The following is a 16,110-nucleotide window of genomic DNA, read 5'->3' as shown; positions in this document are numbered from 1 at the left end:
TTAGCACCAGCATAGTGCACCAACCTGGCCTGTTATACCCGGGTATCCTGCCACTGACGGTCCAGCCGTTTGACGGATACGGTCATCGCCGTGCCCAATTGTTGGGCAAAAAACGACACCCGATACTCTTCCAGCATCCAGCGATACCGTTCCAGCTCGGGATCTCGAATACCCTGGCGTTTCTGCTGTTCCTGTTTGGTCGCATAGCGAGTCCAAAGAGGCCCTATCGTGTGCAAAAACTCTCGCTCCCGGCCCAGCTCGCGGGGCATTTTCTCCAGCCGGATTAAAGCCGCCTCAAAATAGATACCAAAGCGCTCCAGCCACTGCGACGGTGTCGCAACAAGAAAACCAGGATAAACAAGATGCTGAAGCTGAAACTTCAGATCCGACATGCTATTGGCCAACGACAGGTTAATCTTGCCTTTGAGTTGCCTGGCCACCTTCTGGTACCCGGACATAGCCTGAAACAAGCGCTCGTCTGCCTGTTCAAGCGCCGCAATAAAGTCGCCCCGATGGCGATCATAACACTGCGCAAACTGATCAGCGTCTCTGGGCAGGCTGCCAGACAGGAAGTGCTCCATCACCGCAGACAGCAACAGGTCATCCAATAGCACTTTGGCCTGCCCGACCGGGGCGAACATCAGTGCGGATTGCTTGAACCTGGGCAGCTTGCGCTCAAGATCCACAAGCGTATTACCAAACCGGTTAATGATCAGCCGGGCAATGCCACGGCGAAGGCTGTCCTCCGCCGTCAGCCGGTCCAGACAACGAATCGTGCGCACCTGCTTGCCCAGGTCTTCGAGGGCCGGATAGACCGTTACCTGCATCCCGCCTTTTTCGGTCTGTACCTGTTCAGGCAGGTGGCCAAACTGCCAGTCGGTATACTCGCCAGCCGCCTGCGGACTGTCGTCATTCTCAGTGGCAGACGCCAGGGCCTCTTCGGCCCGGCCTTGCAGTTTTGCCTGCAGGTCATCGGCATCCCGGCTTTCTGCAACCGGCTTGCCCTTGTCGCCGGTCACCCGCAAGTTCATCCGTAGATGTCTGGGCAGCTCTTCCTGTGGCCAGGCTTCCGGATCTATCTGAACGCCGGTCATCCGGCGCAGTTGCTCGCCAAGCTTGAGGGCCAAAGGCTCGTTGCTCGGTTGCAGGTTCTCAAGAGCGGCATCCACAAAATCCGGCACCGGCACAAAGTTACGGCGCAGGGATTTAGGCAGGCCTTTGACCAAGGCAATGCACTTTTCCCGGAGCAGGCCGGGCACCAGCCATTCCAGCCTGCGAGAAGGTATCTGTTTTAGCGCCATCAGTGGCACGTTAAGCGTGACCCCGTCTTGCTCGCTGGTGGGCTCAAATTCGTAGCTGAGGGGATACTTTACGCCCTCCCATTCCAGAAAATCCGGGAATTGCGTGGCAGCACTCTGGTCAAGTGGTCGCTGCAACACATCCGACTCGGTCAACTCCAGCTTATGCAGGGCTTCCGCTGACAGCCCCTTCCAAAAGGTTTCAAAATGCCGCCCGCTCACAATGTCTTTGGGCAAGCGCTCGTCGTAAAAAGCGACCAACACTTCGTCATCCACCAACAGATCCCGGCGTCGGGTTTTCTTTTCAAGGTTCTCGACCGTGTCGAGCATATCCCGGTTGCGGGCAATAAACGGTGCCTTAGAGTGATAGTCCCCTTCTACCAGTGCGCGCCGGATAAACAGATCGCGGCAAACTTCGGGATCTACCTTGGCGTAGGGAATCCGCCGCTTGGGCACCACGTCTAACCCGTAAAGCGTAACCTTCTCATAGCCCATTACCTGGGCGCGCTTCTGTTCCCAGTGTGGCTCAAAATAATGATGTTTCACGACATGACCGGCCAAAGGCTCTACCCACTCCGGCTGAATGGCCGCCACCATGCGGGCGAACACCTTGCTGGTTTCCACGATTTCTGCCGCAACAATCCACTTGGGCCCTGATTTGGCTACTTTAGAGCCCGGGAATATCAACACCTTTCGATTTCGGGTCGCCAGATACTCGCGCTTCTCTACCTTGACCGCTACATGGCCCAGCAAGCCGGCCAGGATGGCCTTGTGAATGGCATCGTAATTGGCCACGTTCTTGTTGAGGGTGAGCTTTTGCTCGCGGCAAATCAGGGTCAACTGCCGATGAATGTCGCGCCACTCCCGCATACGCATCCAGCTCAGGAACGTTTTCTGGCACAGTTTTTTAAGCTGCCCCTGGGATTGCTCTTGCCGCTGTTCTTCAAACCAGTTCCATATGTTCAGCAGCGTGGCAAAATCCGACTCCTTGTCATTGAACGGCGCATGGGCCTGATCGGCAGCCTGTTGTTTGTCCTGGGGCCGTTCTCTTGGGTCCTGCACGCTGAGCCCGGCAATCACGATCAGAACTTCCGACAGGCTGCCATGATCCGCCGCCGTCACCAGCATTCGGGCAAGCCTTGGGTCCAGTGGCAATCGCGCCATGGTGCGACCAAGGCGGGTTACCCGGCGCTTGTCATCTACCGCGCTGAGTTCTTCCAGCAATTTATAGCCATCATTGACCTGTTTACGGTCCGGAGCCTCAAGAAACGGGAAGTTCTGAATATCACCCAGGCCCGAGGTCGCCATTTGCAGAATGACCGAAGCAAGGTTGGTACGCAGTACCTCCGGATCGGTATATTCTGGTCGATTGATGAAGTCGGCCTCATCGTACAGCCTAAAGCAGATACCCGGAGCGACTCGCCCACAACGGCCTGCCCGCTGGTTAGCACTGGCTTGGGAAACCGGCTCAATGGGCAGGCGCTGGATCTTTGAACGAACGCTGTAACGGCTGATACGGGCAACACCGGTATCAATAACATAGCGAATGCCCGGCACCGTTAAGGACGTTTCCGCGACGTTGGTCGACAGCACAAGCCGCCGGCCCTTATGGGCCTGGAATACCCGGTTCTGCTCCTGATTGCTAAGGCGAGAATACAACGGCAACACCTCGGTATGGCGCAGCTCGGCGTGGCGCAACACCTTACTCAGGGCCCGGATTTCGCGCTCGCCGGGCAGAAACACCAGCACGTCGCCGGGCGCTTGCTTCTCTTTGCGCTCATGCTGCTCAATTTCATCCAACGCCGATAACACACCGTCTGTCCACCCCTGGTCACGGTCATCCTCATCGCCCGTCAACGGCCGATAGCGGATATCCACAGGAAACGTCCGGCCACTGACCTCAATCACCGGAGCCTTGTCAAAGAAGTCACTGAAACGATCCACCTCAATGGTGGCCGACGTGATGATCACTTTCAGGTCAGGTCGCTTGGGCAGCAATTGCCTCAGATAGCCCAACAAGAAATCGATGTTCAGGCTGCGCTCATGAGCTTCGTCGATGATCAAGGTGTCGTAACGATCGAGAAACCGATCGTGCTGGATTTCCGCCAGCAGAATACCGTCGGTCATGACTTTGACCCGAGACGCCTCTGATGTGTTGTCGGTAAATCGAACCTGGTAACCGATCTGCTGACCGACTTGTTCGCCCAGCTCTTCGGCAATCCGTCCAGCAACGCTGCGCGCTGCAATTCGTCGTGGCTGGGTGTGCCCGATCATGCCTCGAATACCGCGGCCATGATTGAGGCAAATCTTAGGGATCTGTGTGGTTTTACCAGACCCGGTCTCGCCGGCAATGATCACCACCTGATGCTGATCGATCGCCTTGCTGATGTCGTCAACGCGGGCGCTCACCGGCAAACCATCGGCAAAGTTCGCGGGTTTATGCAGGGCCTGCCTCTGGCGAACTTTCTCCAGCCCGCGATCAAGCCACAACGCCATAGACTCCAGGTCTTTTTGGCCGGGCTTGCCTTTGGTCTGGCTGACCCGGCGGATGATGCGTGCAGCTTCCTGCTGATTGCAGGTGTCCAGCTGGCTCATGATGGCTTTTACTGCAGCCTGTGGATCAGCGTCCGGGCGTTCTGGCATAGGGGTCGTTTTTTCAGTCATTGAACAGCAACGGGCTCATTGATGGGTGCATCCCAAGGCGCCACAGTCTAGCGGGAAATCCGGGCAGTAGAAACACAAAGACCCTGCCTGGGCAGGGTCTTTGTGTTGATGCAATGCAACCGCAAGGCTGCACCAACGCCCTTACTTGGCGTTGGCTTCGTCCCGCAATTCGCGACGGAGAATCTTGCCCACGTTACTCTTGGGCAGCTCATCCCGGAACTCGAAGTGCTTGGGCACTTTGTAGGCGGTCAGGCGTTCGCGGCAAAACTCTTTAATTTCGTTGCCAGTCACGCCTTCTTTGGTGGCCACCACAAACACCTTCACGGCTTCGCCACTCTTGGCATCTGGAATGCCGACAGCAGCACACTCGATCACCTTCGGGTGTCCAGTGATCACATCTTCAATTTCATTCGGGAACACGTTGAAGCCAGACACAATGATCATGTCTTTTTTACGGTCAACAATGCGGATGTAGCCGTCTTCCTGGATCAGTGCTACGTCACCGGTCTTCAGGTAACCATCCTCGGTGAAGGACTTCTGGGTATCCTCAGGGCGCTGCCAGTAACCCAGCATCACCTGCGGCCCTTTCACGCACAGCTCGCCAGGCTCGCCGATGGCTGTCTCGTTGCCGTCGTCATCGATAGTCTTGATGATGGTCGACGGAATCGGCAGGCCAATGGTGCCAATCTGAATGGCACTGCGGGGATTGAACGTGACGACCGGTGAGGTTTCGGTCATGCCATAACCTTCACTGATTTCACACCCGGTTACCCGCTCCCACATTTTGGCGGTATCCGAAGTCAGCGCCATGCCGCCAGAAGCCGTCAGCTTCAGACCGGAGAAATCCAGATCCTGAAAATCTTCGTTGTTGCACAGGGCCACAAACAGGGTGTTCAGGCCAATAAAGGCGGAGAACTTCTGTTTCTGCATTTCTTTGACAAAACCGGGGATGTCTCTGGGGTTGGGAATCAGTACGTTGTGAGCACCGGCCTCAAGCATGATGCCGCAGTTCAGCGTGAACGAGTAGATGTGATACAGCGGCAGTGGCGCGATGACCACTTCTTTGCCCTCTTCTACCTGATCTTCCATCATCGGACGCACCTGAGTCAGGTTTGCCACCAGATTGGCGTGGGTCAGCATCGCACCCTTGGCAACACCCGTGGTGCCGCCCGTGTATTGCAGCACCGCCAGGTCTTCAAGCTTGGTCTCAACCGGCGTGAAGGTTTCGCGTGCACCCGCACTGAGAACCGCCGGCAGCTTGTGGGCACCCGGAATGTTGAACGAAGGCACCATCTTTTTGACGTGCTTGACCACCGCATTCATCAGCGTGCGCTTGATTGTTGAATGCATATCGGCGATTTCAGTCACGATGACGTGCTCAATGCCGGTATGGGGCAGTACTTTTTCCGCGTTGTCAGCCATGTTCGCCAACACCACCAGGGCCTTGGCACCAGAATCGTTGAACTGATGTTCCATCTCGCGAGTGGTGTACAGCGGGTTGGTGTTGACCACAATCAGCCCGGCGCGCATGGCACCAAAAACAATGACAGGGTACTGGGCGACGTTGGGCATTTGCACAGCGATACGGTCGCCCGGCTTGAGATCGGTTTTGTTCTGCAGCCAGGCCGCAAAATTGCGACTCAGGGTATCAAGATCCCGGTAAGTGAGGGTTGCTCCCACGGCGGAGAATGCAGGCTTATCAGCGAACTTCTTCACGGCCCGTTCGAAAACGTCGACCATGCTTGTGTATTTCTTGAGATCTACCTCACGTGGAATGCCGGCGGGGTACTTGTCTTGATAGAACTGCTCAAAATCCATCACCATCTCCTGTCTGATTGGCGCTATTGGGAGCAACCGGATGGGGTTCAGAAGCTCCCTGATTGTAATATTTTGCCAAGGCTGATCCGGTCTCAAAATCAACCCTACTAAAGTCTCAGCCTCAAAAAAGTCGGGAGAGAATAGCAGTTTTGTTAACGATGAGGTAGCTTTCAGAACATCGAACGACACAACGGTACTGCCTTTACATTCTTCCTTTCACTCTCCCTTGACGAACTGGAGTCTCTGATGAGCGACACCCTGGATACCCTGGAAAATATCACCTACGACGAACTGAACGAAGGCGACTCTGCCACCTTTACCCGAACCCTCACCGAGGATGAGCTGGTGCTGTTCGCAGCGGTTTCCGGTGACGTCAACCCGGTACATCTGGACTCCGAATTTGCGGCAGAGTCGATGTTCAAAGAGCGCATCGCCCATGGCATGTGGAGTGGCTCATTGATTTCAGCGGCTTTGGCGACCGTCATGCCAGGCCCGGGAACCATCTACCTGGAACAGAGCCTGGCCTTCAAACGCCCGGTCAAACTGGATGACACCCTCACGGTGGCACTCACCGTGCTCAAAAAAGAGCCCAAAAACCGGGTTGCGTTCCAGTGTAGCGTTCGCAATCAGAACGGTGACCAGGTTGTGATCGGTGAGGCCAAAGTGATCGCACCGACCGAGAAAATCTCGCTGCAGAAACCTCGTCTGCCGAAGATCACCATCGAGAGCTGAAAGCGTCGAGTTATTTGACAGAAAAGCAAATAAGCTCGGAATCTGGCAGATATAAAGCACCACCCTTAATCCGTATTTTATTGAAAAATAGAGATTAAACGACAGTGGCGCGGAGCTTGCTGATCAATAAGCGGCGGGAGCGCCTTCTGGGCAACCCCCGCTAGACTATGCCGAGCTTCGCCGATGCCCTCAACCGCGTCGGCTTTTTTTGGCTATCCGCCAGGCGACCGGACTACTTGCTCAGATGTTTCATAGCAGATTCGAGGCCCTCAATCGTGAGGGGGTACATATGGTTATTGACCAATTGTTTGGTTATACCCAGCGAACCGCCAGTGCCCCAGTAACTCTCTGGTAGCGGGTTCAACCAAACCACTTTGCGGAAGTGATCCGAGATTCGCTGAAACCAGGTAGCACCGGCCTCGTCGTTCCAGTGCTCGATCGAGCCGCCGGGATGGGTCACCTCGTAAGGCGCCATGGTCGCGTCCCCTACAAAGATCACTTTATAGTCCGATGTGTACTTGTGCAGGATGTCCCAGGTACTCATGGTTTCGTTCATGCGCCGGATATTGTTCTTCCAGACACTTTCATAAATGAAGTTATGAAAGTAGAAATACTCCATGTGCTTGAACTCCAGCCTGGCAGCCGAGAACAATTCTTCGCATACCTTCACGTGGGGGTCCATGGAACCGCCCACATCAAAGAAGATCAGAACCTTGACGGCATTGTGCCGCTCCGGCACCATTTTCAGGTCCAGATAACCGGCATTGCGCGCCGTTGACCGAATGGTATCGTCCATGTCCAGCTGATCAGCAGCCCCCTGTCGGGCAAATTTACGCAAGCGCCGTAAAGCCACCTTGGTGTTTCGCAAACCCAGGGTAATGCTGTCGTCCAGATCCTTGAACTCGCGTTTTTCCCAGACCTTGACCGCCCGGCCATGACGACCGTTCTTCTGGCCGATACGGAAACCTTCGGGATTATAGCCGTTAGCCCCGAACGGTGAGGTGCCGCCGGTACCGATCCACTTGTTACCTCCGGCATGACGTTCGTTCTGTTCTTCCATGCGCTTCTTGAAGGTTTCGATCAACTCCTCAAGACCACCCAAAGACTCAATCTTGGCCTTTTCTTCGTCACTGAGGTGTTTTTCGAACTCGGCCCGCAGCCAGTCGTCGGGAATCAGCGCCTCCAACAAATCATCCAGATTTTCTATGCCTTCAAAGTACGCCTGAAACGCCCGGTCGAACTTGTCGAAGTGCCGCTCATCTTTGACCAGGCACACTCGTGCCAGGTAGTAGAACTCCTCCATATCCGCAAAAGCCAAGCGCTGCTGGATCGCCTCCAGCAGATCAAGAAACTCTCGCAGGCTGGCCGGAACCTTGGCCCGGCGCACTTCGAGAAAAAAGTTGATCAACATAACGCAGAACTCTTGCCAGTGATCAGTTGCGGCGACGTGCCATAAACGCCAGCTTCTGCAGAAGGTGAACGTCCTGCTCGTTTTTCACCAGGGCGCCGTACAACGGTGGCAGCGCAGAACTGCTGTCTTTCTCCTGTAGCGCCTTGGCAGACAGCTCATCAGCCATCAACAGCTTCAGCCAGTCGATCAGTTCTGAGGTGGACGGCTTCTTTTTAAGCCCTGGCACCTTACGCACATCAAAGAATACTTCCAGCGCGTCACGAACCACCTGCTGTTGCAGGCCCGGGAAATGGACGTCCACGATTTCTTTCATCGTGCCGTGGTCCGGAAAGCTGATGTAGTGGAAAAAGCAGCGGCGCAGGAAGGCATCGGGCAGCTCTTTCTCGTTATTACTGGTGATCACCACAATCGGACGCTTATGCGCCTTCACAAATTCCTGAGTCTCGTAAACGTAGAACTCCATGCGGTCCAATTCCAGCAGGAGGTCGTTGGGGAATTCGATGTCGGCTTTGTCGATTTCATCGATCAGCAGCACCACCTGATCGTCGGCCTCGAACGCTTCCCACAGCTTACCTTTAACGATGTAGTTGCGAATGTCTTTAACTTTCTCGTCCCCCAACTGGGAATCGCGAAGGCGCGATACCGCGTCGTACTCGTAAAGACCCTGCTGGGCTTTGGTGGTGGACTTGATGTGCCATGGGATAAGTCGCAGCCCCAATGCTTGCGCCATTTCTTCCGCCAGCAGGGTTTTTCCGGTGCCGGGCTCGCCTTTGATCAGCAACGGGCGCTGGAGTGCAATAGCGGCATTCACCGCCATCTGCAGGTCATCGGTGGCTACGTATTTATCGGTACCGGTAAACTTCATGTGTTTGTTTCCTGTTGGTTACTTTTTCTGATCTTTGTCGTGTTGATCGGAGTCGTCAGCCTCAGACTTGTCAAGGTCCTGGCCGTCGGCCTCTGACATAGTGTCTTCGTCCTCGGAATCCGGCAAATCGTCAAACTCGGACAGATCAAAATCCTCCAGTCCGAACTCGTCTTCATCATCTTCAGGCTCCGGCTCCGGCTCTGGCTCTGGTGCAGTCTTGCTCTGTACGGGCTCGTCCTCTGGCTCATCCACCACCGTATCGTCGGCAAGCGGGATGTCCTCCTCCAGAATCTCGCTGCCTTCACCGGTCTTTGGTTCTGGTTCTGGTTCTGGTTCTTCATCTTCCACTGTCGCCGCTACCACCGGCACCAGTTCTTCATCTTCAGGCAGGTCATCCAGCGTCTCACGGCTCGCGGCGGCGGCCTGCTCTGCCGCTGACCGGGCCTTTTTCTGACGATACGCAAACAGGCCAAACCCGACTATCGCTACAAACAGTGCCGCCCCGGCACCCCACAACCATACAGGCAAACCCCAGAACGCGCCTTGTTCCGGCTCGCGAGCACCTTCAGCCTCTATCACGGGTTCCGGCTCAGCATCAGCCACATCATTTACGGGTTCCGGCGCTGCGGTGTCAGGTAAAGGCTCCGGCGCTGGTTCAGGAACGGGTTCACGCTCCTGCTCTGGCTGATCCGCTATGGGCATCTCAACCTGGTCACGAAGGTCTGGTACCAACGGCTCTGAGACCACTTCCAGCACCGGTTCTTCACCAGGCAAGGTGAAGCTGGTCATGGCACTGAATCGACGGGAGAAGGTACCACCATCGGCGACCACATCAATCTGATAACGCCCCGGCGCAGGTAACCTTGTTACGGTATCCCGATAAACACCGTCTTCTGGCGGCTGATCTGCTGACAGCACCTTGGTGCCCCGTCGACCATCATTCGCAGTGATCGACAGGCGCACCTGCATCACCTGCAGAAAATCAGCACTCACAAGCCGCTCGGCCTCTTCAAAAAAGGCAACGTCCAGATTGAACGGACTCTCTTCGGAGAATTCAGTGGGTATCGGACTCACGACCATGCGCAGATCACTGACCACCGTTACACGACTACCCTGCCCCAGATCGCCGACAATACGCCAGCGACCAGCAGACGGTTCAGTGACCGTAATCAAGTCATAGCCCGGCTCGACAGCCCAGCGAACATTGCCGGGCACACTATCTGCGGTAAATGGCTCACCATCCGGCACTGCCAGCGCAAGATCAGAAGCGGCCTCGGAGTCTTTGCCAGAAAAAATCAGCGCGGTAAATTCCTTAACGCCCTCATCGACGACAAAACCATCGCCTTCAATCGGAATCTGCTCCTGGGGTACCGCCGTGTTAAGCGCATCGGCAAAAGCCAGGTTGAGCGCTTCGGCTGTTTGTGCCAGCTGAAAACTGCCTCCGGTTTCACGAGCCAACCTGCGCAAAAAATTGACGTCTGCCAGCTCAGATAAGCCTACCGTGTGAATGGTTGCGCCCTTGGCTTTCAGCGTCGGTAACAGGGTCTCGAGGATGCGCCGTTCTTCTCTTCGGCTTGCCGTGTTACCGCCGGGAATATCGACCATGCCATCACTGAGCACAATAATGTGGGTATTTTCCAGGGTGCCACCGGATAGCCAGTCGTCACTTGCTTTTTCAAGGGCCAGGCCGAGATTGGTATGGAGAGCCACCGAATTGATCTGTTCGGACCGCTCTATCATCGTATTACGCCAGGCATCGTCCACGGCGCCAAACGGTACCAGCATGTTCACGTACTGCCCGAACGTCCAAAGCCCCGCTTCCGATCCCGTCGGTAGCATCCGGGCTAACAACCTCACCGCCGGCCGACGCAAGTTGCCAGGGTCGGTTTCCTTCATGGATCCTGAGATATCAACAACAATGCGTACATCGGCTTGCTGGGGCAGTGTCAGTATGGTGTCTTGCGCAACTGCGTGCCCCGGCAACAGACTAAACATGACCAACAGCAGGAGCACCTGAAATCGCCTCATAAACAACATTGCCTATCTTGTTGGGAAGTATCTGATTATTTACGCACCAACCGGTACCGGACGAGGTCAAGAATCCACACCAGCAACATGACGACTGCTGCGATAGTGAAATTGAGTATCGCCCTGCCCGCCGCGTCGGCATCACCCAGAATCAGTTCGTAACCGGCAAACAGCCAGGCCGGTATCCACCAATTGGCCAGTTCTGCTGATTCCACCGGTGTCAGCAGAAGCACTACCAACGCCGACAGCAACAAGGTTCTCAGGCCGTAAAATGGCAGCAACCGGAACAGCGATTTCATCATGTAGAAAAACACGACGAAGGCCACCGCGTAGACCGCCCAGAAAATTCCGTAAGCTAATGAAGCGTCAGTATCAATCATTACAAAACCCAGTGAATTATGTGGTCTTCCCAGTCTTCTTCCGGAACGCGATCTTCCGAAATCACCTTTCCCTGAACAGACACGCCAGCTTGATGCACGGATTGCGGATCACCCGTTCGCAGGGGGTGCCAGTCCGCCAGGGGCCGACCCTCGGCCAGCGTGCGGTAAGCGCAGGTAACGGGCAGCCAATGGTATTGGTCTACTGTTTTGGGCGTCAGTACGGTACAGCCCGGCACTTTCTCTAACCGCTCGGAATACACCGTACAACGGCAAGTTTGATCGTTCATGTACCGGCAAACGAGGTCGGTATGGTAAACCTCACCGGTGTCTTCGTCTTCGAGCTTCTGCAGGCAGCACTGCCCACAGCCATCACACAGTGATTCCCACTCCGATTGAGTCATCTCATGCAGCCGCTTGCGCTGCCAGAAGGGAATCTGAGCGATCATTTTCCGCGTTGCTCGGCTTTGCGGCGAAAATCGACAATGTAGGTGTCTTGCTCTTCCGGCATCTGCAGGAAGAATTCCTTCTCTGCCAACGCTGCAAGCACTTCCTGGCCAGATGTTCTGGCCAGCTTCTTGTCCGGGCTCAACAGCAGGTCCATGGAGTGAATCGGTTTGCCGAATATGGAGCGCAAAGCCTCGGGAAGCTCATCCCACTTCTGGCCCCGGCGAACATACAAATAGGTGTCGCTTTTTTTACTACTGCGAAACACCGACACAAATTCACGGTCTTTCATGGCGAAGAAGTTCCTCGAGTTCGACAAGTGCCGGCGCAATAACCTTTTTGCGCCAGCCTTCAAAAAATGGGTTTCCAGCCAGAGTTCCTTGCTGAACAACGATCTCTAAGCGCTTTCTTGGTGCGAGTAGTTCTATAGGAATATCAGCATCTTCCGACACCTTCTTAAAGCATCGTTTTACCTTTTTGAAAAACGCCTGCTCGTCCCGGGTTAGCGGCCTTGGAATCAGCTCTAAACCGGTATGATCTGCATTTTTGGCGGTGCGAACAAGCTCCAGCAAATGCTCGCCGTAGCGTTTTACGATGCCGCCCGGTACGCCCTGAACATCACTCAGTACCCTCAGTGATTCCGGACTGCGCTCCGCAATGGCGATCAACAACCCATCGTTCAACACACGGTTGCGGGGCCGGTCCAGGCGGCGGCACTCGGCCTCTCTCCAAACCACCAAAGCCTGCAGGACCGCTTGCTGTGTGGGAGATAGCGCCCATCCTCCACGCAATTTCAAGTAGTGCTTTTCGGGCTCTTCCTGTTGCGCTGCCTCTTCTGCGAAACGCTGCGATTCGTCTGCCATCGCAGATTCCAGTCCCCGGTCACGCAGTTTCTCGCTCACCCAGGTGTGGAGCGGCTGCAAAAACCGGATATCATCAACTGCGTAACGTTCCTGCTCAGCACTCAGGGGCCGGGCCAGCCAGTCAGAGCGAGTCACTGACTTATCCAGAGCCTCGCCAAACAAAGCTTCAACCAAACGCGCATAACCAACCGAGAAACCCTCTCCGGCCATCGCCGCGCCGATCTGAAGATCCAGCAGCCCCTGTGGTGCTACGCCCAACCAGTGCCGGAACAACTCCAGATCCTCGCTCATGGCGTACAGCAGTTTGGGGCGCTTCGGATCGGCCAGCATAAGCCTGAACTGCTCAGAGCCTTCTACAACGTCCGGGTCTAACAACCAGAAGTCGCCTTCGGCACCTAACTGCACCAGGCCCGGGATCGGATAGAAAGTAGATACGCGCTCAAACTCGGTGTCCAACACCACGGGCGCGCCGGCAGGAAGGCTGTTCAGCCATTGATCGAGCGCTTCTGGCTCGCGAATCCAGCGAACGGTATCCGGGGCCGGGGGAACGGGGACGGCCGATGCGTTATGAGTCATGAGCAAACCTGAGATGTTATTCAGACAAGGGCTTACGGCCCCGGAATGCGTGGGTAAGTGTAAATCCATCAACATAGCCAAGCTCACCGCCAACCGGTATGCCATGGGCCAGCCGCGTGATCAGGATGTTCTGACCATCCAGGCGGTCTGCAATATAATGAGCGGTGGCCTCACCTTCTACCGTAGGGTTTGTGGCCAGAATCAGTTCGGTTACGGCCTCTTCGCGAACCCGCCGCAACAGTCGCTCAATGCCGATTTCTTCGGGCCCAACCCCATCAATGGGTGAAAGATGGCCCATCAGCACAAAGTAACCTCCCCGGTAATCCCCGGCCTGTTCGATGGCCAGCAAATCTGAGGGGCTCTCAACCACACACAAAGTGCCGGTGTGGCGAACGGGATTCTCACAGATCTGGCAAATTTCTGTATCTGAGAAGTTCTGGCAGCTGTTGCAGCGGCGCACACCATCCATGGCCTGGCCCAAGGCCGCAGACAACCGCACGCCACCAGACCGGCCTCGCTCCAGCAAGTGAAACGCCATTCGCTGCGCGGTTTTCTGACCCACCCCCGGCAAACACCGGAGCGACTCAACCAATTCATCAACCAGGGGGCTGAATGCCATGAATGCTCCTCAAAGACTATGGCAGGCCTCGACTAGAAACTAGAACGGCATCTTGAATCCGGGAGGCATGCCCATTCCCGACATCATGCCAGACATCTGATCTTTCTGGTTTGCCTCAACCCGGCGAACAGCATCGTTAACGGCTGCAGCCATCAGATCTTCCAGAATTTCTTTATCTTCCGACAGCAGTGACGGATCAATCTCTACCTTCCGAACATCATGACGACCGTTCATCGTCACTTTAACCAAGCCCGCGCCGGATTCACCGATCACTTCGGCCTTGGCCGCCTCTTCCTGGGCCTTTTGCATCTGCTCTTGCATCTGCTGGGCCTTTTTCATCAGATCGCCCATATTATTCATCATGCGTCTATCTCCTGCCTGTTTCGACGGGGCGAATGCTGTCTTCTACCACTCGCCCTTCAAATCGCTCAACAATACGTTTAACCAGCGGGTCTTGTCGGATGGAGTCTTCCGCTGACTTCTGCCTGGCGACCCGCTGGCGTTCTTCCCAGGCCGCCGGGGTATGAACGCCCGGTTCGCCCTGCTCTATCCGTAACTCTGTGGCGTCGCCAAAGCGAGATCTCAAGGCCACCAGAATTTTTTCTTCGTGGCGCGCATTCAACAGACGAAAATGACCTTCGTCCAGTGTTAGCACCACCGCCTGGCCATCCATGACCATGGCACTGTAACTGGCCAGGTTGCCCGGCATACCGTTGATTTCCAGCGTTCGGAAATCCCGCTCCCAAACAAAACCATCTACAGCAACCGAAGCATCGTCGTCCCGCTCGACCATCGGCTCTAATGTCGGCTCGACGGCATCAGCGACTGGTTCGACCACTTGTTCATAAACCGGTTCCGGCACATCTTGCGCTGGTGGCGGCTCATCCCAGACCGGAGGGTGACCATCATCAACATTGGTTCCTAACGACGACTCGACCGGTTCTGGATCCCACGGGGGAGCGTCCATTACAGGGGGCTCCGATGCCTGCACTGACTGATCGGGGGGGGCGGAACGCGGCAAAGCGTTCGATGCGGCAGCAGGCTCAGCCTGCACCTCCGGCACAGCCGGTGTCGACACTTGCGCTGCCGGCTCTGGCTCGGGTTCAGCCCGCCCCCCGCTATCACCCGTGCTTGACGACGCCGCCGCCGGCGGCTCCCGACGGTCGGCACCCGGGCGGAACGCGAGCATTCTCAGCAGGGTCATTTCAAAGCCCATGCGGGCATCGGGTGTAACAGCGAGGTCTTTTCGACCCATCAAAGCGGCCTGATAAAACAACTGTGCGTCTTCAGCGCTCAGTTTGCGAGCCAATGCCTGCACCTGGGCAGCATCGCCGAGGGCGTTATCTGCGCTACCGGGCACCACCTGCTCCATGGTAACCCGATGGAACAGAGATAACAGGTCTGCAAGAATAACGGCGTAATCCGGTGCAAAATCAGAAATCCGGCTGATTTCTGCCAGCAGGCCCGGGCCATCCCGCTCAACCAGAGTGGCGACCATGCGTTCAATGTCTCGCTGATCAATGGTGCCAAGCATGTTGCTGACATCGCTGGCGGCAAGGTTCTGATTACCGAAGGCAATGGCCTGATCGGTCAGGCTCAGAGCATCCCGCATACTGCCATCTGCGGCTCGGGCCAATAGCCACAACGCCGGGTCTTCAAACGGGATCTGCTCTTCGGTCAGCACATGCTTCAGGTGACCGACAATGTGCTCCGGTGTCATCCGCTTCAGATTGAACTGCAAACAACGGGAAAGCACCGTGACCGGCAACTTCTGGGGATCGGTGGTTGCCAGCAGGAATTTGACGTGTTCAGGGGGCTCTTCCAATGTCTTCAAGAAGGCATTGAACGATTGATTGGTCAGCATGTGTACCTCATCGATGAGGTACACCTTAAAACGACCACGGCTGGGCGAATACTGAACGTTGTCGGTCAGCTCACGCATGTCGTCGACACCGGTACGAGACGCTGCATCGATTTCGATCAAATCAACAAAGCGGCCTTCCAGTATTTCTTTGCAGCTGTCGCATTCGCCACAGGGATTCGGAGTAATACCGGTTTCGCAATTCAAGCACCGGGCCAGCAATCGACCAATCGTGGTCTTTCCCACACCTCGGGTACCGGTGAACAGGTAGGCGTGATGCAACCTCTGGTGCTCAAGCGCATGCACCAGTGCCTGAAGCACATGCTCCTGACCCACCATGTCCTCAAAGGTGCGCGGGCGCCATTTTCGGGCTAATACCTGATAGCTCATAATCCCTTCAACTGCTGCTGCAAACCGGCGCTAACAATAGCATGTAGCCTGATTCAGAAGAAGGATGATCTGCTCACACACCGTCGCCGGTGGCCCGGTCGAGGGCTCGGATGCGCCGGCGCTCGTGCTCGCTTTCAAACAGCCGTTCCCGCAGCATTGCG

General features: G+C 55.8%; 13 protein-coding genes. 1 reads left to right on the top strand and 12 read right to left on the bottom strand.

Annotation, left to right across the window (positions count from 1 at the left end; translation table 11 throughout):
* Positions 1–32: 32 nt before the first annotated feature.
* Positions 33–3,941 carry an ATP-dependent RNA helicase HrpA gene (gene hrpA / locus IBX51_RS11760; protein ID WP_291831447.1) on the bottom strand — a complete coding sequence of 1,303 codons (3,909 nt, stop codon included), beginning with the start codon at positions 3,939–3,941 and terminating at the stop codon, positions 33–35.
* Positions 3,942–4,103: 162 nt separating this feature from the next.
* Entirely contained in the window at positions 4,104–5,780 is a 1,677-nt protein-coding gene (locus tag IBX51_RS11755) for a long-chain fatty acid--CoA ligase (protein ID WP_291831446.1), read from the bottom strand.
* Positions 5,781–6,026: 246 nt separating this feature from the next.
* Between IBX51_RS11755 and IBX51_RS11750 the strand changes: the two genes are divergently transcribed.
* On the top strand, positions 6,027–6,512 hold the full coding sequence (locus IBX51_RS11750; protein ID WP_291831445.1) for a MaoC/PaaZ C-terminal domain-containing protein: 486 nt from the start codon (positions 6,027–6,029) through the stop codon (positions 6,510–6,512).
* A gap of 232 nt (positions 6,513–6,744) precedes the next feature.
* On the opposite strand, the gene IBX51_RS11745 is transcribed toward IBX51_RS11750, so the two are convergent.
* The 10 genes from IBX51_RS11745 to dnaX are packed head-to-tail and all read right to left on the bottom strand — an operon-like array spanning position 6,745 to position 15,949.
* A complete protein-coding gene (locus tag IBX51_RS11745; protein WP_291831444.1) occupies positions 6,745–7,923 on the bottom strand; it encodes a VWA domain-containing protein in 1,179 nt (392 codons plus the stop codon).
* A 22-nt stretch (positions 7,924–7,945) separates the two neighbouring features.
* Positions 7,946–8,788, bottom strand: a complete 843-nt coding sequence (locus IBX51_RS11740; protein ID WP_291831443.1) for a MoxR family ATPase — start codon at positions 8,786–8,788, stop codon at positions 7,946–7,948.
* 18 nt (positions 8,789–8,806) lie between these two features.
* Positions 8,807–10,801, bottom strand: a complete 1,995-nt coding sequence (locus IBX51_RS11735) for a vWA domain-containing protein (protein ID WP_291831441.1) — start codon at positions 10,799–10,801, stop codon at positions 8,807–8,809.
* Between the two features lie 50 nt (positions 10,802–10,851).
* The gene (locus IBX51_RS11730; protein WP_291831440.1) at positions 10,852–11,196 is read right to left on the bottom strand and encodes a hypothetical protein; all 345 of its coding nucleotides are present in this window, start codon (positions 11,194–11,196) and stop codon (positions 10,852–10,854) included.
* Positions 11,196–11,642, bottom strand: a complete 447-nt coding sequence (locus tag IBX51_RS11725) for a YcgN family cysteine cluster protein (RefSeq protein ID WP_291831439.1) — start codon at positions 11,640–11,642, stop codon at positions 11,196–11,198. The genes IBX51_RS11730 and IBX51_RS11725 overlap by 1 nt, the downstream gene beginning before the upstream one ends.
* Complete coding sequence (locus tag IBX51_RS11720) at positions 11,639–11,932, bottom strand: YcgL domain-containing protein (protein ID WP_291831438.1); 294 nt, start codon at positions 11,930–11,932, stop codon at positions 11,639–11,641. Before IBX51_RS11720 ends, IBX51_RS11725 begins: the two co-directional genes overlap by 4 nt.
* Positions 11,919–13,079: an HRDC domain-containing protein gene (locus IBX51_RS11715; protein WP_291831437.1), complete on the bottom strand. Its 1,161-nt coding sequence runs from the start codon at positions 13,077–13,079 to the stop codon at positions 11,919–11,921. The genes IBX51_RS11720 and IBX51_RS11715 overlap by 14 nt, the downstream gene beginning before the upstream one ends.
* A gap of 16 nt (positions 13,080–13,095) precedes the next feature.
* Complete coding sequence (gene recR / locus IBX51_RS11710; RefSeq protein WP_291831436.1) at positions 13,096–13,698, bottom strand: recombination mediator RecR; 603 nt, start codon at positions 13,696–13,698, stop codon at positions 13,096–13,098.
* 39 nt (positions 13,699–13,737) lie between these two features.
* Positions 13,738–14,061 (bottom strand): YbaB/EbfC family nucleoid-associated protein, encoded by a 324-nt coding sequence (locus IBX51_RS11705; protein ID WP_291831435.1) that lies wholly within the window; start codon positions 14,059–14,061, stop codon positions 13,738–13,740.
* A 4-nt stretch (positions 14,062–14,065) separates the two neighbouring features.
* Complete coding sequence (gene dnaX, locus IBX51_RS11700) at positions 14,066–15,949, bottom strand: DNA polymerase III subunit gamma/tau (protein ID WP_291831434.1); 1,884 nt, start codon at positions 15,947–15,949, stop codon at positions 14,066–14,068.
* Positions 15,950–16,110: the final 161 nt, after the last annotated feature.

The sequence above is a fragment of the Marinobacter sp. genome (genome assembly GCF_014859525.1).
Classification (GTDB): domain Bacteria; phylum Pseudomonadota; class Gammaproteobacteria; order Pseudomonadales; family Oleiphilaceae; genus Marinobacter.
This window is presented reverse-complemented; position numbering and strand designations above follow the sequence as displayed.

Excerpts from the sequence above, each read along its gene's own strand:
- hrpA (WP_291831447.1), bottom strand. The coding sequence starts at position 3,941 with ATGCCAGAACGCCCGGACGCTGATCCACAGGCTGCAGTAAAAGCCATC.
- IBX51_RS11755 (WP_291831446.1), bottom strand. The coding sequence starts at position 5,780 with ATGGATTTTGAGCAGTTCTATCAAGACAAGTACCCCGCCGGCATTCCA.
- IBX51_RS11750 (WP_291831445.1), top strand. The coding sequence starts at position 6,027 with ATGAGCGACACCCTGGATACCCTGGAAAATATCACCTACGACGAACTG.
- IBX51_RS11745 (WP_291831444.1), bottom strand. The coding sequence starts at position 7,923 with ATGTTGATCAACTTTTTTCTCGAAGTGCGCCGGGCCAAGGTTCCGGCC.
- IBX51_RS11740 (WP_291831443.1), bottom strand. The coding sequence starts at position 8,788 with ATGAAGTTTACCGGTACCGATAAATACGTAGCCACCGATGACCTGCAG.
- IBX51_RS11730 (WP_291831440.1), bottom strand. The coding sequence starts at position 11,196 with ATGATTGATACTGACGCTTCATTAGCTTACGGAATTTTCTGGGCGGTC.
- IBX51_RS11725 (WP_291831439.1), bottom strand. The coding sequence starts at position 11,642 with ATGATCGCTCAGATTCCCTTCTGGCAGCGCAAGCGGCTGCATGAGATG.
- IBX51_RS11720 (WP_291831438.1), bottom strand. The coding sequence starts at position 11,932 with ATGAAAGACCGTGAATTTGTGTCGGTGTTTCGCAGTAGTAAAAAAAGC.
- IBX51_RS11715 (WP_291831437.1), bottom strand. The coding sequence starts at position 13,079 with ATGACTCATAACGCATCGGCCGTCCCCGTTCCCCCGGCCCCGGATACC.
- recR (WP_291831436.1), bottom strand. The coding sequence starts at position 13,698 with ATGGCATTCAGCCCCCTGGTTGATGAATTGGTTGAGTCGCTCCGGTGT.
- IBX51_RS11705 (WP_291831435.1), bottom strand. The coding sequence starts at position 14,061 with ATGATGAATAATATGGGCGATCTGATGAAAAAGGCCCAGCAGATGCAA.
- dnaX (WP_291831434.1), bottom strand. The coding sequence starts at position 15,949 with ATGAGCTATCAGGTATTAGCCCGAAAATGGCGCCCGCGCACCTTTGAG.